Origin of the sequence: Citrobacter farmeri, from assembly GCF_019048065.1 — a bacterium.
Classification (GTDB): Bacteria; Pseudomonadota; Gammaproteobacteria; order Enterobacterales; family Enterobacteriaceae; genus Citrobacter_A; species Citrobacter_A farmeri.
This window is the reverse complement of record NZ_CP077291.1, coordinates 764,272-789,231: the sequence shown is the minus strand read 5'-3', so window position 1 is coordinate 789,231 and position 24,960 is coordinate 764,272. Positions and strand designations below refer to the sequence as shown.

Annotated in this window: 23 protein-coding genes and 1 other RNA gene; 7 read left to right on the top strand and 17 right to left on the bottom strand. The window is 55.3% G+C overall.

Annotation, left to right across the window (positions count from 1 at the left end; genetic code table 11):
- Positions 1-9: 9 nt before the first annotated feature.
- From gcvP to gcvT, 3 genes are all read right to left on the bottom strand, one after another.
- Positions 10-2,883, bottom strand: coding sequence for an aminomethyl-transferring glycine dehydrogenase (gcvP, locus tag I6L53_RS03695; protein ID WP_042322108.1), 2,874 nt, complete (start codon positions 2,881-2,883; stop codon positions 10-12).
- A gap of 131 nt (positions 2,884-3,014) precedes the next feature.
- On the bottom strand, positions 3,015-3,404 hold the full coding sequence (gene gcvH / locus I6L53_RS03690) for a glycine cleavage system protein GcvH (protein WP_042322104.1): 390 nt from the start codon (positions 3,402-3,404) through the stop codon (positions 3,015-3,017).
- Positions 3,405-3,429: 25 nt separating this feature from the next.
- Positions 3,430-4,524, bottom strand: a complete 1,095-nt coding sequence (gene gcvT / locus I6L53_RS03685; RefSeq protein WP_042322102.1) for a glycine cleavage system aminomethyltransferase GcvT — start codon at positions 4,522-4,524, stop codon at positions 3,430-3,432.
- Positions 4,525-4,850: 326 nt separating this feature from the next.
- Here gcvT and I6L53_RS23755 point away from each other — a divergent pair, with 326 nt between their 5' ends.
- Entirely contained in the window at positions 4,851-4,901 is a 51-nt protein-coding gene (locus I6L53_RS23755; RefSeq protein WP_420914401.1) for a hypothetical protein, read from the top strand.
- 73 nt (positions 4,902-4,974) lie between these two features.
- Here I6L53_RS23755 and ubiI read toward each other — a convergent pair whose 3' ends face one another.
- The 4 genes from ubiI to ygfB form a co-directional block, all read right to left on the bottom strand.
- On the bottom strand, positions 4,975-6,177 hold the full coding sequence (gene ubiI / locus I6L53_RS03680; RefSeq protein WP_042322100.1) for an FAD-dependent 2-octaprenylphenol hydroxylase: 1,203 nt from the start codon (positions 6,175-6,177) through the stop codon (positions 4,975-4,977).
- 91 nt (positions 6,178-6,268) lie between these two features.
- Positions 6,269-7,447: a 2-octaprenyl-6-methoxyphenyl hydroxylase gene (ubiH, locus tag I6L53_RS03675; protein ID WP_042322097.1), complete on the bottom strand. Its 1,179-nt coding sequence runs from the start codon at positions 7,445-7,447 to the stop codon at positions 6,269-6,271.
- The gene (gene pepP / locus I6L53_RS03670; RefSeq protein WP_042322095.1) at positions 7,447-8,760 is read right to left on the bottom strand and encodes a Xaa-Pro aminopeptidase; all 1,314 of its coding nucleotides are present in this window, start codon (positions 8,758-8,760) and stop codon (positions 7,447-7,449) included. The genes ubiH and pepP overlap by 1 nt, the downstream gene beginning before the upstream one ends.
- Before the next feature lie 28 nt (positions 8,761-8,788).
- Entirely contained in the window at positions 8,789-9,367 is a 579-nt protein-coding gene (ygfB, locus tag I6L53_RS03665) for a UPF0149 family protein YgfB (RefSeq protein WP_125369673.1), read from the bottom strand.
- Between the two features lie 166 nt (positions 9,368-9,533).
- Between ygfB and zapA the strand changes: the two genes are divergently transcribed.
- The 3 genes from zapA (at position 9,534) to I6L53_RS03650 (ending at position 10,741) form a co-directional block, all read left to right on the top strand.
- Positions 9,534-9,863 (top strand): cell division protein ZapA, encoded by a 330-nt coding sequence (gene zapA, locus I6L53_RS03660; RefSeq protein ID WP_042322090.1) that lies wholly within the window; start codon positions 9,534-9,536, stop codon positions 9,861-9,863.
- 41 nt (positions 9,864-9,904) lie between these two features.
- A non-coding RNA gene (gene ssrS, locus I6L53_RS03655) (6S RNA) lies at positions 9,905-10,088 on the top strand.
- 20 nt (positions 10,089-10,108) lie between these two features.
- Positions 10,109-10,741, top strand: a complete 633-nt coding sequence (locus tag I6L53_RS03650) for a 5-formyltetrahydrofolate cyclo-ligase (RefSeq protein WP_042322088.1) — start codon at positions 10,109-10,111, stop codon at positions 10,739-10,741.
- 243 nt (positions 10,742-10,984) lie between these two features.
- Here I6L53_RS03650 and serA read toward each other — a convergent pair whose 3' ends face one another.
- Together serA and rpiA are read right to left on the bottom strand one after the other, a co-directional pair.
- Positions 10,985-12,217, bottom strand: a complete 1,233-nt coding sequence (gene serA / locus I6L53_RS03645) for a phosphoglycerate dehydrogenase (RefSeq protein ID WP_042322086.1) — start codon at positions 12,215-12,217, stop codon at positions 10,985-10,987.
- Positions 12,218-12,484: 267 nt separating this feature from the next.
- A complete protein-coding gene (gene rpiA / locus I6L53_RS03640) occupies positions 12,485-13,144 on the bottom strand; it encodes a ribose-5-phosphate isomerase RpiA (RefSeq protein ID WP_042322083.1) in 660 nt (219 codons plus the stop codon).
- A gap of 159 nt (positions 13,145-13,303) precedes the next feature.
- Between rpiA and argP the strand changes: the two genes are divergently transcribed.
- Positions 13,304-14,197 (top strand): DNA-binding transcriptional regulator ArgP, encoded by an 894-nt coding sequence (gene argP / locus I6L53_RS03635; protein WP_042322080.1) that lies wholly within the window; start codon positions 13,304-13,306, stop codon positions 14,195-14,197.
- 7 nt (positions 14,198-14,204) lie between these two features.
- Here argP and I6L53_RS03630 read toward each other — a convergent pair whose 3' ends face one another.
- Genes I6L53_RS03630 through serB form a run of 4 tightly spaced genes read right to left on the bottom strand, consistent with a single transcriptional unit; the run spans position 14,205 to position 18,743 of the window.
- On the bottom strand, positions 14,205-15,104 hold the full coding sequence (locus tag I6L53_RS03630) for a LysR family transcriptional regulator (protein WP_042322078.1): 900 nt from the start codon (positions 15,102-15,104) through the stop codon (positions 14,205-14,207).
- Positions 15,105-15,126: 22 nt separating this feature from the next.
- Complete coding sequence (gene nadR, locus I6L53_RS03625) at positions 15,127-16,359, bottom strand: multifunctional transcriptional regulator/nicotinamide-nucleotide adenylyltransferase/ribosylnicotinamide kinase NadR (protein WP_217124961.1); 1,233 nt, start codon at positions 16,357-16,359, stop codon at positions 15,127-15,129.
- 21 nt (positions 16,360-16,380) lie between these two features.
- Complete coding sequence (gene radA / locus I6L53_RS03620; RefSeq protein WP_042322072.1) at positions 16,381-17,763, bottom strand: DNA repair protein RadA; 1,383 nt, start codon at positions 17,761-17,763, stop codon at positions 16,381-16,383.
- 11 nt (positions 17,764-17,774) lie between these two features.
- The gene (gene serB / locus I6L53_RS03615) at positions 17,775-18,743 is read right to left on the bottom strand and encodes a phosphoserine phosphatase (protein WP_042322069.1); all 969 of its coding nucleotides are present in this window, start codon (positions 18,741-18,743) and stop codon (positions 17,775-17,777) included.
- A 117-nt stretch (positions 18,744-18,860) separates the two neighbouring features.
- Here serB and I6L53_RS03610 point away from each other — a divergent pair, with 117 nt between their 5' ends.
- Both I6L53_RS03610 and lplA read left to right on the top strand, forming a co-directional pair.
- Complete coding sequence (locus I6L53_RS03610) at positions 18,861-19,505, top strand: YtjB family periplasmic protein (RefSeq protein WP_042322066.1); 645 nt, start codon at positions 18,861-18,863, stop codon at positions 19,503-19,505.
- Between the two features lie 25 nt (positions 19,506-19,530).
- Positions 19,531-20,547 carry a lipoate--protein ligase gene (gene lplA / locus I6L53_RS03605; RefSeq protein ID WP_042322063.1) on the top strand — a complete coding sequence of 339 codons (1,017 nt, stop codon included), beginning with the start codon at positions 19,531-19,533 and terminating at the stop codon, positions 20,545-20,547.
- A 99-nt stretch (positions 20,548-20,646) separates the two neighbouring features.
- Here the strand turns inward: lplA and deoD are convergent, their stop codons facing one another.
- From deoD to deoC, 4 genes are all read right to left on the bottom strand, one after another.
- Positions 20,647-21,366: a purine-nucleoside phosphorylase gene (deoD, locus tag I6L53_RS03600; RefSeq protein ID WP_042322729.1), complete on the bottom strand. Its 720-nt coding sequence runs from the start codon at positions 21,364-21,366 to the stop codon at positions 20,647-20,649.
- Positions 21,367-21,471: 105 nt separating this feature from the next.
- Entirely contained in the window at positions 21,472-22,695 is a 1,224-nt protein-coding gene (gene deoB / locus I6L53_RS03595) for a phosphopentomutase (protein ID WP_042322060.1), read from the bottom strand.
- A gap of 51 nt (positions 22,696-22,746) precedes the next feature.
- Complete coding sequence (gene deoA, locus I6L53_RS03590) at positions 22,747-24,069, bottom strand: thymidine phosphorylase (protein WP_042322058.1); 1,323 nt, start codon at positions 24,067-24,069, stop codon at positions 22,747-22,749.
- A 106-nt stretch (positions 24,070-24,175) separates the two neighbouring features.
- Positions 24,176-24,955: a deoxyribose-phosphate aldolase gene (gene deoC, locus I6L53_RS03585; RefSeq protein WP_042322726.1), complete on the bottom strand. Its 780-nt coding sequence runs from the start codon at positions 24,953-24,955 to the stop codon at positions 24,176-24,178.
- Positions 24,956-24,960: the final 5 nt, after the last annotated feature.

Here is a 24,960-nt window from a genome sequence, read left to right as displayed (position 1 = left end):
ATCAGCAGATTACTGGTATTCGCTCATCGGCACGCAGGAGCAGAACAGATTACGGTCGCCGTAAACGTCATCAAGACGCTTCACGGTAGGCCAGTACTTGTTCGCAACCCCCGCCGGGAATACGGCGACTTCACGGCTGTAACCGTGATTCCACTCTGCCACCAGCTCATTCTGGGTATGCGGCGCATTAACCAGGGGGTTATCTTCCAGCGACCAGACACCCGCTTTCACGCTGTCAATTTCTGCGCGAATCGCCAGCATGGCGTTGATAAAGCGATCCAGTTCCACTTTGCTTTCAGATTCCGTTGGTTCAACCATCAGCGTACCCGCAACCGGGAACGACATGGTTGGCGCGTGGAAGCCGTAGTCGATCAAGCGTTTGGCAATATCCAGTTCACTGATGCCTGTCTCTTCTTTCAGTGGACGAATATCGAGAATACACTCGTGCGCCACGCGACCATCGCGACCGGTATACAGAACCGGGAACGCGTCTTTCAGGCGGCTGGCGATGTAGTTGGCATTCAGAATCGCTACCTGGCTTGCCTGCTTCAGCCCTTCCGCGCCCATCATGCGGATGTACATCCAGCTGATCGGTAGAATCGATGCACTGCCGAACGGTGCAGCAGAGACCGCGCCCTGACGGGTCAGCATTCCTTCAATTTGCACCACGCTGTGTCCCGGTACAAACGGTGCCAGGTGCGATTTCACACCAATGGGTCCCATACCCGGACCGCCACCACCGTGCGGAATACAGAAGGTTTTATGCAGGTTAAGGTGTGAAACGTCAGCACCGATAAAGCCCGGAGAGGTGATGCCCACCTGAGCGTTCATGTTTGCGCCATCGAGATAAACCTGACCACCGAACTGATGCACGATCTCGCACACTTCACGGATAGTCTCTTCGTAAACACCGTGAGTGGACGGATAGGTCACCATGATGCAGGAAAGGTTTTCGCCCGCCTGACCGGCTTTGTTACGCAGATCGCTGAGATCAATATTGCCGTTTTTATCACAGGCCACCACTACTACCTGCATACCCGCCATCTGTGCAGACGCCGGGTTAGTCCCATGCGCAGAGGCCGGGATCAGACAAATATCACGATGCCCTTCGTTGCGGCTTTCGTGGTAATGACGGATCGCCAGCAACCCGGCGTATTCCCCCTGTGCGCCGGAGTTCGGCTGCATGCAGACCGCATCGTAACCGGTCAGTTTGACCAGCCAGTCAGAAAGCTGGCCGATCATCTGGTGGTAGCCTTCCGCCTGTTCTGGCGGACAGAACGGATGCAGTTCAGCAAATTCCGGCCAGGTGATTGGGATCATCTCCGCCGCCGCGTTCAGCTTCATGGTGCAAGAACCCAGCGGGATCATCGCCTGATTCAGCGCCAAATCTTTACGCTCCAGCGAATGCATGTAGCGCATCATCTCAGTTTCGCTGTGATAGCGATTGAATACCGGGTGGCTCAGGATAGCGTCATCGCGCAACATACTTTCCTGAATGGAACGGCTGTCGTGCGCCACCTCTTTATCCAGCGTGTCGATGTTCAGACCGTGGCTGTCGCCCAGCAGAACATTGAACAACTGCATGATATTTTCACGGGTGGTGGTTTCGTCGAGCGTCATCCCTACCGCGTTATGAATATCACTGCGCAGGTTGATTTCTGCCGCTTGCGCACGCGCCAGCACCGCCGCTTTGTCCGCCACTTCCACGCACAACGTGTCGAAATAGTGGGCGTGGCGCAGTTTCAACCCTTTCTGTTGCAGGCCTGCCGCCAGAATGTCGGTCAGACGGTGAATACGATTCGCAATGCGTTTCAGACCAACGGGGCCATGATAAACGGCATACAGACTGGCAATATTCGCCAGCAGCACCTGAGAGGTACAAATGTTGGAGTTCGCTTTCTCGCGGCGAATATGCTGCTCACGAGTCTGCATCGCCATGCGCAGCGCGGTATTGCCCGCCGCATCTTTCGATACACCGATAATACGGCCAGGCATGGAGCGTTTGAATTCATCTTTCGCGGCGAAGAATGCCGCGTGCGGGCCGCCGTAGCCCATCGGTACACCAAAACGTTGCGCAGAGCCGAAAACAATGTCCGCACCCTGTTTGCCCGGTGCGGTCAGCAGAACCAGAGCCATAAAATCGGCAGCAACGCTGACAATCACTTTGCGTGACTTCAGTTCACTCATCAGCGCGCTGTAGTCGTGGACTTCACCGGTGGTTCCCACCTGCTGTAACAGCACGCCGAACACATCCTGGTGATCCAGCACTTTCGCCGCATCATCCACAATCACTTCAAAACCAAAGGTTTCTGCGCGCGTGCGCACAACATCCAGCGTTTGTGGATGCACATCCGCGGCCACGAAGAAACGGTTCGCGTTTTTCAGTTTGCTGATGCGTTTCGCCATCGCCATCGCTTCTGCAGCCGCGGTAGCTTCATCGAGCAGCGAAGCGGAGGCCATATCCAGACCGGTCAGATCCAGCGTTACCTGCTGGAAGTTCAACAGCGCTTCCAGACGCCCCTGCGACACCTCCGGCTGATAAGGCGTATAAGCGGTGTACCAGCCAGGGTTTTCCAGCATGTTGCGCAGGATAACGGGCGGCAGCTGCACGGCGGTATAACCCATGCCAATGTATGACGTGAAGCGCTTGTTACGCCCGGCGATGGCCTTTAATTCTGCCAGCGCAGCGTATTCGGTCGCCGCTTCGCCAACCTGCGGCGGGGTCGCGAGCTGAATGTCTTTCGGCACAATCTGGCCGATCAACGCATTTAACGACTCAGCGCCAACCGCATTCAGCATCTCTTGCTGCTGCGCGGCGTCCGGTCCGATATGGCGTTCAATGAAAGCGCCGCTGTTTTCAAGCTGGCTTAACGTCTGTGTCATGGGCGATGGTTCCTGAAACGTGCAGTGAATCGTGATTGTCTGACTGGTTTGCCCGGTAGCGCTTACGCTTACCGGGCCTGGGCGCGATCTGTAGGCCGGATAAGCGTAAGCGCCATCCGGCATAAGCGTATTTATTCGTCTTCGAGCAGAGCTTCGTACGCTGTCGCGTCCAGCAGAGAGTCCAGTTCACTCTCATCGCTGGCTTTAATTTTGAAGATCCAGCCACCGGCGTACGGCTCGCTGTTCACCAGTTCCGGGGAGTCGCTCAGCGCGTCGTTAACAGCCACGATTTCACCGCCGATCGGCGCATAAATATCAGAAGCGGCTTTGACGGACTCAGCAACCGCGCAGTCGTCGCCGGCGCTCACGGTCGCGCCGACGTCCGGCAGGTCAACAAAAACCATATCGCCCAACAGTTCCTGAGCGTGTTCGGTGATGCCAACGGTGTAAGAGCCGTCAGCTTCTTTGCGCAGCCATTCGTGTTCTTTGCTGTATTTCAGTTCTGCTGGTACGTTGCTCATCAATCAATCTCCAGAAAAGGATGAATCACGCAACGGCTTTGCCGTTACGCACAAAAACAGGTTTAGTCACTTTTACCGGCATTTCGCGGTTGCGAATCTGCACAATGACCGTTTCGCCAATGCCCGCCGGCACGCGTGCCAGCGCAATGCTATAGCCCAGCGTCGGTGAGAAAGTACCGCTGGTGATAACGCCTTCCAGTTGATTACCCTGGGCATCAGTGAAACGTACCGGCAGTTCGTTACGCAGAACGCCTTTCTCGGTCATCACCAGACCTACCAGCTGTTCGTGGCCTTTTTCCCGCTGCACTTCCAGCGCTTCGCGACCGATAAAGTCGCGGTCAGTCGGTTCCCAGGCGATGGTCCAGCCCATATTGGCCGCCAGCGGAGTGATCCCCTCGTCCATCTCCTGACCATACAGGTTCATACCCGCTTCCAGACGCAGCGTATCGCGCGCGCCCAGACCACACGGCTGTACGCCCGCTTCTACCAGTGCACGCCAGAAATCCGCCGCCTTTTCATTCGGCATCGCAATTTCATAGCCTGCTTCACCGGTGTAACCGGTCGTGGCGATAAACAGGTCACCCGTTTGCACACCGAAGAACGGTTTCATACCTTCAACGGCTTTGCGCTGCTCGTCAGTAAACAGGGATGCCGCCTTCGCCTGCGCGTTTGGCCCTTGCACTGCAATCAGCGACAGGTCATCACGCACGGTAATGTCGATGGCATAAGGTTCTGCGTGTTGGGTAATCCAGGAGAGGTCTTTTTCGCGGGTGGCGGAGTTTACAACGAGGCGGAAGAAGTCTTCGGTAAAGTAATAAACAATCAGATCATCTATCACGCCGCCCGAGGCGTTGAGCATACCGGAGTAAAGGGCTTTGCCGGTTTTCGTTAGCTTTGCCACGTCGTTCGCCAGCAGATAACGCAAGAACTCCCGGGTGCGACTGCCGTGTAGATCGACGATGGTCATGTGCGACACATCAAACATCCCGGCATCGGTACGGACCGCATGGTGCTCGTCGAGCTGAGAACCATAATGTAGCGGCATCATCCAACCGTGAAAATCGACCATGCGGGCACCGCATAGCGTGTGTTGTTCGTACAAAGGAGTCTGTTGAGCCATCTTGTCCTCATTGAATAAGCGGGGCTGACCACCCTTTCACGGCGAAAATTGTCGCCACGAAACCCGGCATCGATGCCACTCATGGGCCCCGACGCAAACGTTCTCTTTGCCCCTGAACTTACCACCGAAATCCACACTAAACCATAAAACAAAATTAACCATCACATTAGCTTATGACTAAAAACCGCCAAAACATCATCAGCATAAAAAACCAAGTAATACGCAAATAACACAGACAAATGACAATCAACACCACTAAAATGACGAACATAACGGCATTAAACGCTAAAAAAATGTCAAAACTGGCGTTATGAAAAAATCACGACATTAGAAAATATAATGCGAAAAGAAGGGTGAAATTAGTTTATTTCAAATGAGGAAAGCCCCCCGGCGACGTCGCCGGGAGAAGGAAATGTGACGGGTCTCAAATTCTTTAAACGAGGTGAATTCTTAGCGAAGCCACTCAGGCAGATCGTTTAATCCCATTGCCTGACGGAGAAGTTGCGGTTTTACACCCGGAAGGGAATCAGCCAGTTTCAGCCCCATATCACGCAGCAGTTTTTTCGCCGGATGACTTCCCGCAAACAGCTCGCGGAACCCCTGCATGCCCGCCAGCATCATCGCAGCGCTGTGCTTACGGCTTCGCTCATAGCGACGCAAATAGAGGTACTGGCCGATGTCTTTACCCTGGCGATGCAGACGTTTGAGTTCATCCACCAGTTCTGCTGCATCCATAAAGCCGAGGTTCACGCCCTGCCCAGCCAGTGGGTGAATAGTATGCGCAGCGTCGCCGACCAGCGCCAGACGATGCGAGGCGAACTGACGCGCATAGCGTCCCGTCAGCGGATATACCTGGCGTTCACTCTCTACGCTGCACAACCCCAGGCGATTATCAAAGGCGATATTCAGCGCCTGATTGAAGGTCTCTGCACTGGCCTGCTGCATGCGCTCAGCTTCTGCGGGGGAAAGTGACCAGACGATGGAGCATAAATGCGGATCACTGAGCGGCAGAAACGCCAGGATACCTTCACCATGAAACACCTGACGGGCAACGGCACCGTGTGCTTCTTCGGTACGAATGGTCGCGACCAGCGCATGATGCCGGTAATCCCAGAAGGTCAGTGGAATGTCCGCTTTATTGCGCAGCCACGAGTTTGCCCCATCGGCACCTATCACCAGACGCGCCGTGAGCATGGCGCCATCTTTCAGCGTCAGGAAGACTTCGTTTTCGCCCCATGCCACCTGCTGCAATTCGGCAGGTGCCATCAGCGCGATATCGGAGGATTGCTGCGCTTTTTGCCACAGCGCATAATGGATAACCGCATTCTCCACGATATGGCCCAGATGGCTGTAACCCATACTTTGGTCATCAAATTCAATACGGCCAAAGCTGTCTTTATCCCACACTTCCATCCCGTGATAACAACTGGCGCGACGAGCCACAATGTCTGACCAGACGCCCAGGCGGGTAAGCAGTTTTTCACTGGCGGCATTGATCGCCGATACGCGAAGCGCGGGAGCGGCATCCGCCGCCAGCGGTTGCGGTTCGCGCTGTTCGAGCACAGCGACACGTAAACCGCTGCCCTGCAATCCGCACGCAACAGCCAGACCAACCATGCCTCCGCCCACGATTGCTACATCAACACTTTGCACTGTTTACTCCTGAAAATCGGAAATCGCCATCGGGCGTCATGTTCGTATAAATGCCGGATGGCGCTTCGCCTGTCCGGTCTGGAGGGTATGTTTATCGCGCCACCCAACCTAACGTCCGTTGCGCAAACGCATCACGGGCGGGAGGGCATAATTCCATGGTCATCAACCCCACGTTGCGCCCGACAACCAGCGGCGCCCAACGGTTGGCAAACAAATGGACCAGACTGTCCGTCACGCCGACCGTGGCCAGGCGATCCCCCTGACGACGCTGTTGATAGCGCGCGAGCACGGCGTAGTCGCCAACGTCCCTGCCCGTCGCCTGCGCTTCGGTGAGCGTTTCGGCGAGGCTCATGACATCACGCAGGCCAAGGTTAAATCCCTGCCCCGCAATCGGATGCAATGTCTGCGCGGCATTTCCCACCAGTACGGTGCGATGCGTGAATGCCTTCGCCGCCGTGGTGAGGGAAAGCGGATACGCGCTGCGTTTGCCCGCCTGTGTAATTCGTCCCAACCGCCAGCCGAAAGCCGCCTGTAGTTCACGACAGAAGCGTTCATCCGACCAGCTCAGAATCTCCTCACGCTGTTCCAGCGGATGGCACCACACCAGCGAACAGCGCCCTTCAGACATCGGCAACATCGCCAAGGGGCCGTGCGCCGTAAACCGCTCAAACGCACGACCGTTATGGGCAACCGCAGTTGAGACGTTAGCGATCACCGCCAGTTGCTCATAGGGCTCCTGCTGCCAGTCAATGCCGCAGGCGGTTGCCAGCGCAGAACGCGTCCCATCCGCCGCCACCAGCACGCGTCCGGCGATCGTTTCGCCCGTTTCCAGCGTGACATTCACCTGTTCCTGGGTGCGTGACACGCTGGCAACCCGGTCCGGGCAGTGCAACGTGACGCCTGGCGCTTTACGCAGTAGGGCAAACAGCCGCAGCCCTACGTCGTGCAGTTCAACCACCTGCCCCAGCGCCGGAATGCGATAATCATCCGCGTCGAGCGTCACAAACCCGGCATGTCCCCGATCGCTGACGTGAACCGTATGGATCGCGGTGGCACAATCGGCAATCGCCTGCCAGACACCGATTCGTGCCAGTTGTTGGCAGGTTCCCGCTGCAAGCGCAATCGCCCGGGCATCAAACCCGGGATGACTGTCCGCTTCAGGGGCGGTCGCTTCGATCAGATGAACCGGCAGTGTCCCCTGACTTAACCGGGAAATGGCCAGCGCCAGCGTCGCGCCCACCATACCACCGCCAACAATGATCACGCTCATTACGTTCTCGCCGCTGCCATTAACGCTTCAATCTCATCCGCCTTTTTGACGACACCAGCAGTCAGGTTTTCGTTACCGTCTTCCGTGATCAGAATGTCATCTTCAATGCGGATCCCGATCCCACGATAGGCCTCTGGTACATCGGCATCGGGTGCTATGTACAGCCCCGGTTCAACGGTAATCACCATTCCCGGCTTCAGAATACGGGAGCGATCCTGCTCATACTCGCCGACATCATGGACATCCAGCCCCAACCAATGGCTCAGGCCATGCATGAAAAACGGTCGATGCGCGTTATCGGCGATCAGTTGATCCACTTCGCCCTTCAGGATACCCAGCTTCACCAGCCCGGTAATCATAATGCGCACAACTTCACCGGTGACCTCCTGAATCGAAGTACCAGGGCGGTACAGACGCAGGCTGGTTTCCAGCGATTCCAGCACGATGTCGTAGATCTCGCGCTGCGCCGGGGTAAATTTTCCATTCACCGGGAAGGTCCGCGTGATATCGCCCGCATAACCTTTATATTCACAACCTGCATCAATCAGCACCAGAGAGCCGTCGCGCAGTTCACTTTCGTTTTCGGTGTAATGCAGAATGCAGCCGTTTTCACCGCTGCCCACAATGGTGTTGTAGGACGGGTAGCGCGCGCCATGGCGAGTAAACTCGTGATGAATTTCGCCTTCCAGTTGATACTCAAACATCCCCGGACGGCATTTTTCCATCGCCCGGGTATGCGCCAGTGCCGTAATCTCTCCGGCGCGACGCATCACCGCAATCTCTTCTGGCGACTTAAACAGGCGCATTTCATGCACCATCGGCCGCCAGTCGATCAGGGTTGACGGCGATTTCAGATTCTGACGCGAACCTTTGCGCAGTTTTTCCAGCGCGGTGAAAACTACCTCATCCGCATATGCATATTCGCCCTGCGCGTGGTACACCACATCCAGACCGTTAAGCAGTTGAAAAAGCTGTTGATTGATTTCGCTAAAGGCCAGCGCACGATCCACTGCCAGTTTTTCCGGCGCGGCATCTTGTCCCAGACGACGACCAAACCAGATTTCCGCAGTCAGATCGCGAACGCGGTTGAACAACACGCTGTGGTTATGGGTATCGTCGCTTTTTATCAGTACCAGAACGGCTTCCGGTTCGTTAAAACCGGTGAAATACCAGAAATCGCTGCTCTGGCGATACGGGTATTCACTGTCTGCGCTGCGCGTAACTTCTGGCGCGGCAAAAATCAGCGCGGCGCTGCCTGGCTGCATTTGCGCAAGCAGAGCCTGGCGACGACGTTGGTATTCCTGCGGTGTCATGACGTGGCCTCCATTATCGTTTTACTTTTTAGTGTAGGGTCGGTTTACGCACTTCCGGTGCGGTCGGCGGCTGACGGGTAAAGGTGTCGTGACACAGCAGCGCCGCGACGCGCACATATTCGATGATCTCTTCGAGCGACATCTCCAGCTCTTCCTGATCTTCATCTTCGTCATAGCCGAGCTGCGCGATATTACGTAAATCGTCGATGGCTTCGCCCGTTTCGCCAGTCACTTTATCGAGCTTCGGCTGCGTGACGCCAAGGCCGAGCAGGAAGTGGTTAACCCATCCCGCCAGTGCATCGGCGCGATCGAAGACGCTCACGTCATCGCCTTCAGGCAGATAAAGCTGAAAAAGGAAACCGTCATCTTCCAGCGCGTCGCTGGTCGCGGAGTGCATTTTACGCAACGCCTGAGCCAGTTCATGACCGAAGGCCAGCCCTTCGTTCGTCAGGTCGTGAAGCAGCGGCTGCCAGGAGCTGTCGTTATTGCCACCGCAAATCATCCCGCTGATCAAACCGTGCATTTCCGCCGGGGTCAGTCCGGCGCCTTGTTGGTTCAAATACTGGTTCATTTCGGTGTAACCAGGCATTTCGTTCTGTATAGACATATGCATTCGTCATCAAAGGGAGGATATTCATGGTATGCTACCACTTTGGACCCTGGTGAACCAGAATAGGGCTTGTATCTTCACACCAGGGTAGCTATAGTGTCGCCCCTTCGCGGACCCAGGGTCTGGAGACGAAGGCAGCGCAGTCAATCAGCAGGAAGGTGGCATGTCTGCACAACCCGTCGATATCCAAATTTTTGGCCGTTCACTGCGAGTGAATTGCCCGCCTGAACAAAGGGATGCGTTGAATCAGGCTGCGGACGATCTGAATCAGCGGTTGCAAGATCTGAAAGTTCGCACTAGAGTCACAAATACTGAGCAGCTGGTATTCATTGCCGCACTGAATATTAGCTACGAACTGACTCAGGAAAAAGCGAAGACCCGCGAGTACGCGGCGAGCATGGAACAACGTATTCGGATGCTCCAACAGACCATTGAACAGGCACTGCTTGATCAGGGTCGCATAACCGAAAAAACGAGCCAAAACTTTGAATAACACTTTTCGGTTTACTATGGTAGAGTGACCGTGAAGACAAAATTTCTCTGAGATGTTTGCAAGCGGGCCAGTCCCCTGAGCCGATATTTCATACCACAAGAATGTGGCGATCCATGGTTGGTGAGCATGCTCGGTCCGTCCGAGAAGCCTTAAAACTGTGACGACGCATTCACCTTGAACCAAGGGTTCAAGGGTTACAGCCTGCGGCGGCATCTCGGAGATTCTCCTTCTACCTGGCGACAGCCATGACATTACTTTCTGAACTCCCTTTATCACGACAAACCCTTCGCCAGATGATTAGGCAACGTCGTCGTGCGCTCACACTTTCGCAGCAAATTACCTTCGGTCAGCAGGCCGCGACACGCATGCTTGCGTACCCGCCCGTCGTGATGGCACATACGGTCGCCGTGTTTTTGTCGTTTGATGGCGAGCTCGATACCCAGCCGCTGATCGAACAACTCTGGCGCGCGGGAAAACGCGTCTATCTCCCGGTTCTGCATCCGTTCAGCCCCGGGAATTTGCTGTTTCTGCACTATCACCCGCACAGTGAGCTGATCACCAATCGGTTGAAGATTCAGGAGCCTAAACTGGACGTTCGCGATGTCCTGCCGCTTTCGCAACTGGACGTACTGGTCACGCCTTTAGTCGCGTTTGATGAGCAGGGTCAACGTTTGGGTATGGGCGGCGGATTCTACGATCGCACCTTACAAAACTGGCAACAGTATGGGCTGTTACCAGTGGGGTACGCCCACGACTGTCAGCGCGTGGAAAAACTGCCGGTAGAAGAGTGGGATGTTCCCTTACCGGCCATTGTAACGCCATCAAAAGTGTGGGAGTGCCAGGCGATGATTAACAGGATAAGCAGCATAATGACATGACTCATCATCGTCCCTTTCCTTCTAAGAGCCCCTATTTTCCCAGGGGCTTTCCCGTTTCAGCGTTGTGCTGCGCCTCTATCGTAATTTCCTTTTGTTGATGTACAACGTGCAGTGAAGCCTTTAATCATCAATTGCGGCAATACTCGAAAAGAGGATGTATGCGTTACAGAACGGGATGAAAGGAAAGGGAAAACGAAGGGAGAAATGACGGGCAGACTCCGCGCCTGCCCGCACAGGTGAGAATTAGTACAACAAACGCGCGCGAATGGTGCCCGGAATAGCCTTCATCGCCAACAACGCTTTCTCGGCGACATCTTCATCCGCTTCAATATCAATAACGACATAGCCCATTTGCGCTGACGTTTGCAGATACTGTGCGGCAATGTTGACACCCTGCTCGGCAAAAATCTGGTTCAGGGACGTCAGCACGCCGGGACGGTTTTCGTGGATGTGCATCAGACGACGCCCGCCGTGCAGCGGCAACGACACTTCCGGGAAGTTAACCGCGGAAAGCGTAGAGCCGTTATCGGAATACTTCGCCAGCTTACCTGCGACTTCCAGACCGATGTTTTCCTGCGCTTCCTGAGTGGATCCCCCAATATGCGGCGTCAGAATCACGTTATCAAAGTCGCATAGCGGCGAGGTAAACGGATCGCTGTTCGTTGCCGGCTCTGTCGGGAATACGTCGATTGCCGCCCCAGCCAGATGTTTGGTCGCCAGAGCATCACACAGGGCGGGAATATCCACCACCGTGCCACGTGCGGCATTGATCAGCAGCGAGCCCGGCTTCATCAGGGCGATCTCTTTTGCCCCCATCATATTCTTCGTTGAGGCGTTTTCTGGCACATGCAGACTGACCACGTCGCTCATGTTGAGCAGTTCGGAAAGATGCTGAACCTGAGTCGCGTTACCCAGCGGCAGTTTGTTCTCAATATCGTAGAAGTAAACGTGCATCCCCAGCGATTCCGCCAGAATACCTAACTGCGTCCCAATATGGCCGTAGCCAATAATACCGAGTCTTTTACCGCGCGCTTCAAAGGAACCGGCGGCCAGTTTATTCCACACGCCACGGTGTGCTTTGGCGTTTGCTTCCGGTACACCGCGCAGCAACAGCAGCAGTTCGCCAATCACCAGTTCTGCCACAGAACGGGTGTTAGAGAACGGTGCGTTAAACACCGGAATACCGCGTTTTGCCGCCGCCGCCAGATCAACCTGGTTGGTGCCGATGCAGAAACAGCCCACAGCGACCAGTTTTTCCGCCGCGTTGATCACCTCTTCTGTCAGATGGGTACGGGATCGCAGGCCAATGAAGTGGGCATCACGGATGGACTCTTTCAGCTGTTCAGCATCCAGCGCCCCTTTGTGAAATTCGATGTTGGTATAACCTGCCGCCCGAAGGCTATCCAGCGCCTTTTGATGCACGCCTTCAACCAGCAGAAACTTAATCTTATCTTTCTCCAGCGATACCTTTGCCATTTCCCGACCCTGTCTTTTTATGCAATCTGATGTTGTGTGTGTGGATTTGCATCCGCCTTTCAACATATCAAAAATAATTATTGCGGCAATATGAACGTTTGCGTCGCCCTGTTGAGGAGTGTTCATTCAGAGGCAAATGGTAGAGGAAAATGCTGGGGATAAGTTTTTCTTTGGATAAATCAGCAGGGCAAGATTCAAAACGTGATACATGTCACCGAATTTGCCCTGCAAAAATATTTTAACCGGGGAAGCGCTCCCCCGGTAAGATCATTTCACGATGGTTTTGACACCGTCAGCAGTCCCGATTAACGCGACATCCGCGCCACGGTTGGCAAACAGGCCGACGGTAACCACGCCAGGAATGGCATTAATGGCATTTTCCATCGCCACTGGATCGAGGATCTCCATTCCGTGCACATCGAGGATCACGTTGCCGTTGTCAGTGACCACCCCCTGACGATATTCCGGACGACCACCCAGTTTAACCAACTGGCGAGCCACCGCACTACGCGCCATTGGGATAACCTCAACCGGCAACGGGAAGTTACCCAGGATATCCACTTCCTTGGAAGCATCGGCAATACAGATAAATTTCTTCGCCACGGAGGCAATGATCTTTTCACGAGTCAGCGCCGCGCCACCACCTTTAATCATCTGCATGTGACCGTTAATCTCATCAGCCCCGTCGACGTAGACGCCGAGGCTGTCCACTTCGTTGAGATCAAATACAGGGATGCCAAGGCTTTTGAGTTTTTCGGTTGAGGCATCCGAACTGGAAACAGCACCTTCAATCTGACCTTTCATGGTGCCCAGCGCGTCAATAAAGTGCGCGGCTGTTGAACCGGTACCTACCCCAACAATGGTGCCGGGCTGTACATACTGAAGTGCCGCCCATCCTACTGCTTTTTTCAGTTCATCCTGCGTCATGATCGTCTCGCCTTTGTGGAGAAAAATTCACGCGCATTATAGACCATTGCGCGGAAAAATCTTCCCGACCCGCTCCCAGGCTACGGATTTCGTCTTTACCCAATGCAAATTTATGTCATAGTGCAGGACAAGCAAAAATTTCAGGAGTGTGTCAAAGCAATGAAACGTCCGGACTACAGAACACTACAAGCACTGGATGCCGTCATACGAGAACGCGGGTTTGAGCGCGCGGCGCAAAAGCTGTGCATCACTCAATCTGCCGTTTCGCAACGCATCAAGCAGCTTGAGAATATGTTCGGACAACCGCTGCTGGTCCGTACCGTTCCGCCGCGTCCGACGGAGCAAGGACAAAAGCTGCTGGCCCTGCTTCGTCAGGTGGAGTTGCTGGAAGAGGAGTGGCTGGGCGATGAGCAAACCGGCTCCACGCCGCTGCTGCTGTCACTGGCGGTCAACGCCGACAGTCTGGCGACCTGGCTGCTGCCGGCCCTGGCACCGGTACTGGCCGACTCCCCTATTCGCCTCAATTTGCAGGTGGAAGATGAAACCCGCACCCAGGAACGTCTGCGTCGCGGTGAAGTGGTAGGGGCAGTGAGTATTCAGCATCAGGCGCTGCCCAGTTGTCTGGTGGATAAACTCGGCGCGCTCGACTATCTGTTTGTAGGATCCAAAGCGTTTGCCGAACGCTATTTCCCGAACGGCGTCACCCGCTCCGCGCTGCTGAAAGCGCCAGCGGTAGCGTTTGACCATCTGGACGACATGCATCAGGCCTTCCTGCAACAGAACTTCGATCTGCCGCCGGGCAGCGTCCCGTGTCACATCGTTAACTCTTCGGAAGCCTTTGTGCAACTGGCGCGTCAGGGCACCACCTGTTGTATGATCCCGCACCTGCAGATTGAAAAAGAGCTGCAAAGCGGCGAGCTGATCGATCTCACGCCGGGCCTGTTCCAGCGCCGGATGCTCTACTGGCATCGATTTGCGCCAGAAAGCCGCATGATGCGCAACGTCACCGACGCGCTACTGGCCTACGGTCACAAGGTGCTGCGCCAGGACTGAACCGCTCTCATTCCGCGCTGTAGAAGTGTCTGAGCTCATCGAACTGCATGGCAAATTCGATGTAGCTCATTAGCGCAGGAGAATTCAGCTTACGGCTGGGATAAACCAGCCAAAGATCGTTTCCCGCCACCGTCCATTCGGCAAGGACGGGGATCAGGTCGCCCTTTTCGATTTTATCTTCCAGCATAAATGCCGGCAGCAGCGTGATCCCTGCCCCTGCGGTGGCACTTTCGCGGGCATACACCAGATTATCCGTCAGATGCACACGGTCCGGCAGGTGCTGGTAATCTTCATCGTCCCGATGGAATAGCCACTCAGACCAGGCTTTGTGCGCAATGCAATGGTGTTCGACCAACTGCCGGGGATGGTTCAGTGGCCCAAAACGTGACAGGTAATCGGGCGAGGCCAGCAGATAGCGCGGACAATGGCCAATCATGCGTCCAATCAGTGAGGAATCCTGCGGCTTACCGGTACGCAACGCGACGTCAAAACCGCTGTCCACTAAATCCAGCATCTCATCGGAGATACTGACATCCAGATAGACATCGGGGTAGCGCTGCTGGAACTGCGTGTTCAGGCGCGCTAACAGCGTCGCGCCAATGCCTGCCGGCGAGGTGATGCGCAATCGCCCGCTGGGGTTATCGCGCAGTCGTTGAACCGCGTATTCTGCGCGTTCGCTGGCAGCGAGTATTTCCCGGCAGTGCACCAGATAGTGTTCACCGGCGTAGGTCAGGTTCAGTTTTCGAGTGGTGCGGTTGATCAGGCGAATGCCGACATGCTGCTCAAGCTGGCTGATGCGCTGGCTGACGCTCGACTTCGGCAGCCCTGCCTTCTGCGCGGCAACGGTAAAACTACCGTGTTCGGCAACCAGGGCAAACAGCGCCATATCCTGCAAATGCTTAAACATCGCGTTCACCTTGCGGCGTGGGTCACCCCTGCTCGCCCATCATCTCTTTGACCAGTTCAACACAGCGCAGGAAACGGCCATCGTAGTCCGCCTCTTCAACATGCACGAAGTCGATATTGTTTTCGCGTAGCATCTCCACCAGCAGCGTCTGAAATTCTTTACGATCCACAGAGCTGCCGAGGCTGCGCAAACCGTCCGCCACCCACGGCGTGTTATTTTCCAGCAGGATCACCAGGTCAAAGCGATATTCATCAATCAACGCCTGCACAAACGGATGCTCACGCCCTTCGTACTTTTTGCAGAAAGCCTGGGTGGTCACGAAGTCGGTGTCAATAAACGCCACCTTATTGGCATATTTAACTGCAAAATCAATATATTGCGCATGACCCAGCGCGATTTTATCGTAGTCAGAATATTGCAGCGCCATCTCATCACCGCCGAGATGCGAGAAGACATAGTCGCGGCCATATTCCCACGCACTGGTGGTATTGAAGATATTCGCGAGCTTGTTGACCAGCGTCGACTTCCCGCTCGACTCGCCGCCCAGCACTGCCACGGTACGCACGAAGAATGACTTCACTTCGGTAGGAATATATTCCCAGTAGCGGAACGGGTTTTCACGGATTTGCGCACCGCTGATGCTCATAAAGGTACGTTTGGGATCGATGAGCACCGTTTCAATGCCCAGATGTTCCAGGTACTGTGGCGCATCGGCTTCCTCTGAGGTATAGATCCAGTTTGGCTCAATCCCTTTCTCCGCCATGAACGTCTTAATGCCCTTGCTCCAGACATCCCAGCCATGCGGATACGGCTCCATCCCCTCTTCATTGAAGGCATGAATGCGGATATTTTTCTGATACTTGAACGTTTGTAACAACCAGCGCAGGCGATCCGAAACGGTGGGCTGTTGAGACATCGCGCTGTCTTCAAAAAGTGCGCGGTCACGGGTATCGTCATAACCCATGATGATATGCAGTTCGTCCACCTGGCTACAGGCGCGCTGAATCAGATAGATATGACCGGTGTGCAGCGGATAAAATTTACCAAACACCACGCCGATATTTTTCTGCTGACGGGGAAACTCGAGCCCAAGGAAACGATGTAACGCCTCCAGCTTTTGCGCGCTGGGGCTTTTGATCTTGGCATTGAGGAGTTGGCTGAGATAGCCCTTAGTCATTCCACTGGCATCCGCCACTTGTTGCAGAGTACAGCCCTTTTGCTTAATCGCGGTTTTCAGATAATCAAATGACGACATGGGTAACCTCCGTTTCACTCATTATAAGTCGTCAAATACGTTTAGCGCATCCGCCAGCTTCTTGACGCCAAAAACCTGCATCCCTTCTGGCGGTTTTTTCGGTACGTTGGCCGCCGGAACAATTGCGCGACGAAAGCCGTGCTTTGCCGCTTCCGAAATCCGTTCCTGGCCGCTAGGCACCGGGCGAATCTCTCCTGCCAGCCCCACTTCGCCAAACACCACCAGATCCTGCGGCAGCGGTCTGTCGCGCAGACTGGAGACCATCGCCAGCAGTAGCGCCAAATCCGCACTGGTTTCTGTGACTTTGACGCCGCCAACCACGTTGACGAACACATCCTGATCCGCCATTTGCAGACCACCGTGACGATGCAGCACCGCCAGCAGAATCGCCAGACGGTTCTGCTCCAGCCCCACCGCCACCCGTCGCGGGTTCGCCATCATGGAATGATCGACCAGCGCCTGGATCTCCACCAGCAATGGCCGCGTCCCTTCCCAGACCACCATCACCGAACTGCCGGAGGTGACCTCATCGCCACGACTCAGGAAGATCGCCGAAGGGTTACTCACTTCGCGCAGTCCCTGCTCGGTCATGGCGAAGACACCTAACTCATTCACCGCGCCAAAACGGTTTTTGTGGCTGCGCAGAGTGCGAAAACGGGAGTCGGCATCGCCATCCAGCAATACCGAGCAGTCGATACAGTGCTCAAGGACTTTTGGCCCGGCCAGCGAGCCGTCCTTGGTGACGTGCCCCACCATGACAATCGCCACGCCGCGCGTTTTGGCAAAGCGAGTCAGGTAGGCTGCCGTTTCACGCACCTGCGCCACGCTACCGGGTGATGACTGGATATCCGCCATGTGCATCACCTGAATGGAGTCGATTACCATCAGCTTTGGCTGCTCTTCTTCCGCAATCAGGCAGATCTGCTCAATGCTGGTTTCCGAAAGCATGTTGAGATTGTTGGTCGGCAGGCCAAGACGGTGCGCACGCATCGCCACCTGCTGTAGTGACTCTTCCCCGGTGACGTACAGGGTTTTCATCTGCTGTGCAAGCTTGCACAGCGTCTGCAATAACAGCGTGGATTTGCCCGCACCGGGGTTACCGCCGATCAGAATCGCGCTGCCAGGAACGACGCCGCCGCCCAGCACACGATCGAACTCTTTAAAACCGGTGGAAAAACGCGGCAACTCTTCCAGACTGATATCGGATAGCTTCTGGACTTTTGCGACGCCCGCGCTCCCGGCATAACCACTCAGTCGCTCATTACGCGCCACCGTGGGCGACGCGGCCAGGCGCACCTCCGTGATGGTGTTCCAGGCATGACAGGCGCTACATTGCCCCTGCCAGCGCGGATAATCCGCCCCGCATTCATTACATACAAAGGCGCGTTTTGGAGCTTTTGCCACGGTTTACCTCATTATTTCTGGTTCATGCTGCCGGAGAGAATGCAGAACACCCCCATCAGATCAGCGTGACGGATAGTAATCTCCGTCTTTTCATTGACTTTCGGCTTGGCATGGTACGCGATCCCCAACCCCGCCGTTTTAATCATCGGCAGATCGTTAGCCCCGTCGCCAATCGCCACCGTCTGTGCGATCGGGATTTCATACTCCTGCGCCAGTCGGGTCAGCGTTTTGGCTTTATATTGCGCGTCGACGATATCGCCAATCACGTTACCGGTGAATTTACCGTCCATGATCTCCAGTTCGTTCGCCACAGCCGCTGTCAGACGCAGTTTCTCACGCAGATACTCGGCAAAGAAGGTAAAGCCGCCGGAGGCGATCGCCACCTTCCAGCCCAGCGTTTCCAGTTTCAATACCAGTTGCGTCAGGCCCGGCATCAGCGGCAAGCTTTCACGCACCTGATGCAGAATGTTGGCATCTGCGCCTTTCAGCGTCGCCACACGGCTACGCAGGCTGGCAGTGAAGTCGAGCTCGCCGCGCATCGCGCGTTCGGTCACTTCCGCCACCATCTCACCGGTACCGGCCAGTTTGGCGATCTCATCAATACACTCGATCTGAATCGCGGTGGAATCCATGTCCATCACCAGCAGGCCAGGGGTGCGCAAATGTGGGATTTTCCCCAGCGGCGCGACGTCCAGTTGCGCATCATGCGCCAGTTTCGTAGCGCGGGGCGTGAGCGACCCGGCCAGTCGAATGACCTGATAGTCCTCGACACACCACGCCGCGACAATCACCATCGCCGCCCCCAGTTTACTCTGGTACTGGGTCAGGCGTTGTTTATCCAGTCCGCGTCCGTACAGCAGCCAGCCGCTACGTCCAGCGTGGTAATCCAGTGGCATCACCTCGTCACCACTCAAAGAAAGGGGCAAACCTGGCCATAAAGAGACATCTTCAGGCAAATCGCACCAGGTAATGTTAGGCATTAAAGCTCCTGTAAAATCGTTCGGGCCGGAAAGGATCCTGGGGAAAATAACGCATGAGGCTACCTTGTAACCATCGCTTCTGGCAACATTAAGCCTCAAATTTTCAGCAGGTGGAATATGGCTCGCGCAAAACTGAAATTCCGACTTCATCGTGCAGTGATTGTATTGTTCTGTCTCGCCCTGCTTGTTGCACTCATGCAGGGCGCGTCCTGGTTCAGTCAAAATCACCAGCGACAGCGAAATCCGCAGCTTGAAGAGTTGGCCCGTACGCTGGCACATCAGGTAACCCTGAACATCGCGCCGCTGATGCGTACCGAAACGCCCGACGAAAAACGCATCAAGACCATTTTGCAACAGTTGACGAAAGAAAGCCGCATTCTCGATGCCGGGGTTTATGATGACCAGGGCGATATGATCGCCCGGGCAGGCGAAAGCGTGAATGTACGCGACCGTCTGGCGCTGGACGGTAAAAAAGCGGGTGGCTACTTCAACCAGCAGATTGTCGAACCCATTCAGGGCAAAAATGGTCCACTGGGCTATCTGCGCCTGACGCTGGATACACATACCTTAGCCACCGAAGCGAAACAGGTGGATAACACCACCAATATTTTACGCCTGATGCTGCTGCTTTCACTGGCCATCGGCGTGGTGCTGACCCGTACTCTGCTACAGGGTAAACGTACCCGCTGGCAGCAATCGCCTTTCCTGCTAACCGCCAACAAGTCGGTGCCAGAAGAGGAAGAGAGCGAGAAAAAAGAGTAATTCATTACAGGAAAGGAAAACTGACATGTCGACACTTCGCCTGCTTATTTCTGACTCTTATGACCCCTGGTTTAACCTGGCGGTTGAAGAGTGTATTTTCCGTCAAATGCCCGCCACGCAGCGCGTTCTGTTTCTGTGGCGCAATGCCGATACGGTCGTCATTGGTCGTGCGCAAAACCCGTGGAAAGAGTGCAATACCCGGCGGATGGAAGAGGATAACGTGCGCCTGGCGCGTCGCAGTAGCGGCGGTGGCGCGGTGTTCCACGATCTCGGCAATACCTGTTTCACCTTTATGGCCGGGAAACCGGAATACGACAAGACCATTTCGACATCCATTGTCCTGAATGCACTTAACGCACTGGGCGTTACAGCAGAAGCCTCCGGGCGTAACGATCTGGTGGTGAAAACAGCAGAGGGCGACCGTAAGGTTTCTGGTTCTGCCTATCGTGAAACCAAAGATCGTGGTTTTCACCACGGCACGCTGTTGCTGAGTGCCGATCTCAGCCGACTGGCAAATTATCTGAATCCGGATGAAAAGAAACTGGCGGCCAAAGGGATTACCTCCGTCCGTTCGCGAGTAGCAAATCTCACCGAACTGCTACCGGGGATCACGCATGAACAGGTTTGCGCGGCGGTGACTGAAGCCTTTTTCACGCATTACGATGAGCGCGTGACACCTGAGATTATTTCTCCGGACAACACGCCCGATCTGCCGAACTTCGCCGAAACCTTCACCCGCCAGAGCAGTTGGGAGTGGAACTTCGGTCAGGCGCCGGCCTTTTCGCATCTGCTGGATGAGCGTTTTACCTGGGGGGGCGTTGAACTGCACTTTGACGTTGAGAAAGGACATATCACCCGTGCTCAGGTCTTTACCGACAGTCTCAATCCGGCACCGTTAGAAGCGCTGGCGGGACGTTTACAGGGCTGTTTGTATCGTGCGGATAGTCTGCAGCAGGAGTGCGAGGTGCTGCTGGCCGATTTCCCGGAACAGGAAAAAGAGCTACGGGAACTGTCGGCGTGGATTATGAAAGCGGTTCGATAATATCAATGCGGTTTGTAAGCCGGGTAAGGCGAAGCCGCCACCCGGCTTTTTTGCCCGGTGGCGCTACGCTTACCGGGCCTACACTGTCCTGAACGACAATTACGCTTTGTCGCCCAGCAGAACGGATTCCAGGGCAATTTTGATCATGTCGTTAAACGTAGTTTGACGCTCAGCAGCCGTGGTCTGCTCGTGCGTACGGATGTGGTCAGACACGGTGCAGATAGTCAGTGCTTTCGCGCCGAATTCTGCCGCCACGCCGTAGATACCCGCCGCTTCCATTTCCACGCCCAGGATGCCGTACTTTTCCATCACGTCGAACATTTCGCCGTCCGGAGAGTAGAACAGATCCGCAGAGAACAGGTTGCCGACGCGCGCGTCCACACCCAGCGTTTTCGCCGCTTCCACCGCGTCACGCACCATGCCGAAATCAGCAATTGCAGCAAAATCATGGTCTTTGAAACGGATGCGGTTCACTTTGGAATCGGTGCAGGCACCCATACCAATCACCACGTCACGCAGTTTCACGTCGGCGCGTACAGCACCACAGGAGCCTACACGAATGATTTTCTTCACCCCGAAATCGGTGATCAGTTCTTTGGTGTAGATAGAGCAGGACGGGATACCCATACCGTGCCCCATCACGGAGATCTTACGGCCTTTGTAAGTCCCGGTGAAACCTAACATGCCGCGAACGTTATTCACTTCGCGCACATCTTCAAGGAAAGTTTCCGCAATGTGCTTGGCGCGCAGCGGGTCGCCTGGCATCAAAACAACATCAGCGAAATCGCCCATTTCTGCATTAATATGTGGGGTAGCCATCTTCAGTTCCCTTTTAATTTGAGTTTTTTTGCCCGGTGGCGCTTCGCTTACCGGGCCTACGGTTTTGCAGGCCGGGTAAGGCGCAGCCGCCACCCGGCAATGACCTTAGAACATGGCTTTGCCATATTCCATGTCGGACGTACCAAAGTATTTCGCCAGCGTCTGACCGATATCCGCAAAGGTTTCACGGTGACCTAACGAGCCCGGTTTCACTTTCGGGCCGTACACCAGCACCGGAATGTGTTCACGGGTGTGATCGGTACCGGTCCAGCTCGGATCGCAGCCGTGGTCAGCAGTCAGGATCAGAATGTCATCTTCACCTACCAGTTCCATCAGCTCCGGCAGACGGCGGTCAAACAACTCCAGACCGGCGGCATAACCGGCGATATCGCGACGGTGGCCCCAGGAGGAGTCGAAGTCCACGAAGTTAGTGAAGACAATCGTCTTATCACCGGCTTCTTTCATCTCTTTGACGGTGGCGTCAAACAGTGCATCCAGCCCCGTGGCCTTCACTTTTTTAGTGATGCCGCAGTTGGCATAGATATCCGCGATTTTACCGACGGAAACCACGTGACCGTCTTTCTCATCCACCAGTTTCTGCAACACGGTCGGCGCAGGCGGTTCAACGGCCAGATCGTGGCGGTTGCCGGTACGCTGGAAGTTACCCGCTTTGTCGCCGATAAACGGACGAGCGATAACGCGACCGATGTTGTAGCCGCCTTCGGTCAGCTCTTCACGGGCGATTTCACACAGCTCGTAAAGTTTATCCAGGCCAAATGTCTCTTCGTGACAAGCAATCTGGAACACGGAGTCAGCGGAGGTATAGAAAATCGGTTTGCCGGTTTTCATGTGCTCTTCGCCCAACTGGTCCAGTATCACCGTACCGGAAGAGTGGCAGTTACCAAGATAGCCCGGTAGGTTCGCACGTTTGACCAGCTTATCCAGCAGTTCCTGCGGGAAGCTGTTTTCGTGATCGCTGAAATAGCCCCAGTCGAACAGAACCGGCACACCGGCGATTTCCCAGTGACCAGACGGCGTATCTTTACCGGAAGAAAGCTCATGCGCCCAGGCGTATGCGCCAATCACTTCCGCGTTAGCGTCCATACCGGCTGCGATTTTACCGGTAGACCCTTCATGTGCTTTCACCAGACCCAGACGGGTCAGGTTTGGCAGATTCAGAGGGCCTTTACGACCGTTGTCAGCCTCGCCTTTGGCACAGGCTTCAGCGATGTGCCCCATGGTGTCGGAACCGACGTCGCCAAAGCGATCCGCGTCTTCCGTCGCACCAATACCAAAGGAGTCCAGCACCATAATAAATGCACGTTTCATCTTGTTCTCCATTCATCTGCGCTGCAAAAAAGCGATCAGATCAGTATATCGCTATTCGGTAATACGACGATAGACCGTTGGTGTGCTTTCCGGCGCTTTATCGTCAAGGATAATTGCCGCTTTGACGGCTTTCGCCGCTTCCTGCCAGCTGGTTTCATCTTTCGCGTGGATCACCGCCAGCGGACGCTTCCCGTCAACGCTGTCGCCCAGACGGGCCATATCGGTAAAGCCGACGCTGTAATCAATGGTATCCGAAGCCTGGCGACGACCGCCGCCCATCGACACTACCGCCATGCCCAACGCGCGAGTGTCCATTGCACTGACAAACCCTTCGCTATCAGCATAAACCGCTTTACTGAGCATTGCCGTCGGCAGGTATTTCGCGTAGTGCTCAACGAAGTCGGTTGGGCCTTTCTGGGCGGCGACCATGCGCCCAAAGACATCAGCCGCTTTACCGTTATCCAGCACTGCCTGTAGTTTCGCACGCGCTTCGGCATCATCTTTCGCCAGATTGCCGGAAATCAGCATTTCAACACACAGCGCCATCGTCACCTCGAACAGGCGAGGGTTGCGGTACTCACCGGTCAGGAACTGCACCGCTTCGCGCACTTCCACTGCGTTACCCGCGCTGGAGGCCAGCACCTGGTTCATATCGGTCAGCAGTGCAGTTGTGCGCACGCCCGCGCCGTTCGCCACGCCAACGATCGCTTCCGCCAGCGCTTCAGAGAGTTCATAGGTCGGCATGAACGCACCGCTGCCGACTTTCACGTCCATCACCAGCGCATCCAGCCCTTCCGCCAGTTTTTTCGCCAGAATGGAACCGGTGATCAGCGGGATGGAATCCACCGTCGCGGTGATATCGCGGGTGGCATAAAAACGTTTGTCCGCCGGTGCGAGCGAGCTGGTTTGCCCAATGATCGCCACACCCACGTCCTTAATGATTTCGCGGAAACGGTTGTCGTCCGGGAAGATATCAAAGCCCGGGATCGCTTCCAGTTTGTCGAGCGTTCCGCCGGTATGACCCAGTCCGCGTCCCGAGATCATCGGAATGTAGCCGCCGCAGGCCGCTACCATTGGACCAAGCATCAACGACGTCACATCGCCCACGCCGCCGGTGGAGTGTTTATCCACGATCGGACCGTTCAGATTCAGACTCTTCCAGTCCAGGACGGTTCCTGAATCCCGCATTGCCATCGTCAGCGAAACGCGTTCCGGCATAGTCATATCGTGGAAGAAAATGGTCATCGCCAGGGCGGCGATCTGCCCTTCAGAGACAGTGTTGTCACGAATACCGTTGATAAAGAAACGAATTTCTTCATCACTCAGCGCATGACCATCACGTTTTTTACGGATAATTTCTTGTGCGAGAAACACGTTAACCTCCCGATTAGAGCCGGGTAAGCAATGTGCTTCCCGGCGAGTCGTATTGATGCCGGATGGCGGCTAACGCCTTATCCGGCCTACGATGGGCAATTCAAACTTAGTAACTGCTTGCGCTCTTACCGTCCCCGTGACCCAGCGCTTTCAACAGGCTGGCCAGCAGACTGGATGCCCCAAAGCGGTAGTGACGGGAATCCGCCCAGTCAGCGCCAAACAGTTCGTCAGCGATAGCGAGGAACTGCTGTGCATCCTCTGCGCTACGCACGCCGCCTGCCGGTTTGAAACCAACCGTTTTGGAGACGCCCATATCGCGGATCACTTCCATCATGATGCGTGCGCTTTCCGGCGTGGCGTTCACTGGCACTTTACCGGTAGAGGTTTTGATGAAATCAGCACCGGCTTTAATCGCAATTTCAGACGCTTTACGAATCAATGCCTCTTCTTTCAGCTCACCCGTTTCGATGATCACTTTAAGCAGCACGTTTGCCGCCGCACAGGCGTCTTTACAGGCTTTAACCAGATCGAAACCGACCTGTTCGTTACCGGCGATCAGCGCACGGTACGGGAATACCACATCCACTTCGTCGGCCCCGTAGGCAATCGCCGCACGGGTTTCCGCCAGCGCGATCTCAATGTCGTCGTTGCCGTGCGGGAAGTTGGTAACCGTCGCAATACGGATATCCGGTGTGCCCTGCTCTTTCAGCGTTTTACGTGCAATCGGAATAAAACGCGGATAGATACAGACCGCCGCAGTGTTGCCGACCGGGGTTTTCGCCTGATGACACAGCGCGATCACTTTTTCATTAGTGTCGTCGTCATTCAGGGTGGTCAGGTCCATCAGTTTCAGTGCGCGCAGGCTGCTTGCAGTTAAATCGCTCATAACAT

Excerpts from the sequence above, each read along its gene's own strand:
- ygfB (WP_125369673.1), bottom strand. The coding sequence starts at position 9,367 with ATGTCTATACAGAACGAAATGCCTGGTTACACCGAAATGAACCAGTAT.
- rpiA (WP_042322083.1), bottom strand. The coding sequence starts at position 13,144 with ATGACGCAGGATGAACTGAAAAAAGCAGTAGGATGGGCGGCACTTCAG.
- lplA (WP_042322063.1), top strand. The coding sequence starts at position 19,531 with ATGTCGACACTTCGCCTGCTTATTTCTGACTCTTATGACCCCTGGTTT.
- ubiH (WP_042322097.1), bottom strand. The coding sequence starts at position 7,447 with ATGAGCGTGATCATTGTTGGCGGTGGTATGGTGGGCGCGACGCTGGCG.
- gcvT (WP_042322102.1), bottom strand. The coding sequence starts at position 4,524 with ATGGCTCAACAGACTCCTTTGTACGAACAACACACGCTATGCGGTGCC.
- zapA (WP_042322090.1), top strand. The coding sequence starts at position 9,534 with ATGTCTGCACAACCCGTCGATATCCAAATTTTTGGCCGTTCACTGCGA.
- gcvP (WP_042322108.1), bottom strand. The coding sequence starts at position 2,883 with ATGACACAGACGTTAAGCCAGCTTGAAAACAGCGGCGCTTTCATTGAA.
- deoC (WP_042322726.1), bottom strand. The coding sequence starts at position 24,955 with ATGAGCGATTTAACTGCAAGCAGCCTGCGCGCACTGAAACTGATGGAC.
- I6L53_RS03650 (WP_042322088.1), top strand. The coding sequence starts at position 10,109 with ATGACATTACTTTCTGAACTCCCTTTATCACGACAAACCCTTCGCCAG.
- argP (WP_042322080.1), top strand. The coding sequence starts at position 13,304 with ATGAAACGTCCGGACTACAGAACACTACAAGCACTGGATGCCGTCATA.
- nadR (WP_217124961.1), bottom strand. The coding sequence starts at position 16,359 with ATGTCGTCATTTGATTATCTGAAAACCGCGATTAAGCAAAAGGGCTGT.
- serA (WP_042322086.1), bottom strand. The coding sequence starts at position 12,217 with ATGGCAAAGGTATCGCTGGAGAAAGATAAGATTAAGTTTCTGCTGGTT.
- I6L53_RS03630 (WP_042322078.1), bottom strand. The coding sequence starts at position 15,104 with ATGTTTAAGCATTTGCAGGATATGGCGCTGTTTGCCCTGGTTGCCGAA.
- gcvH (WP_042322104.1), bottom strand. The coding sequence starts at position 3,404 with ATGAGCAACGTACCAGCAGAACTGAAATACAGCAAAGAACACGAATGG.
- deoB (WP_042322060.1), bottom strand. The coding sequence starts at position 22,695 with ATGAAACGTGCATTTATTATGGTGCTGGACTCCTTTGGTATTGGTGCG.
- pepP (WP_042322095.1), bottom strand. The coding sequence starts at position 8,760 with ATGACACCGCAGGAATACCAACGTCGTCGCCAGGCTCTGCTTGCGCAA.
- I6L53_RS03610 (WP_042322066.1), top strand. The coding sequence starts at position 18,861 with ATGGCTCGCGCAAAACTGAAATTCCGACTTCATCGTGCAGTGATTGTA.
- deoD (WP_042322729.1), bottom strand. The coding sequence starts at position 21,366 with ATGGCTACCCCACATATTAATGCAGAAATGGGCGATTTCGCTGATGTT.
- serB (WP_042322069.1), bottom strand. The coding sequence starts at position 18,743 with ATGCCTAACATTACCTGGTGCGATTTGCCTGAAGATGTCTCTTTATGG.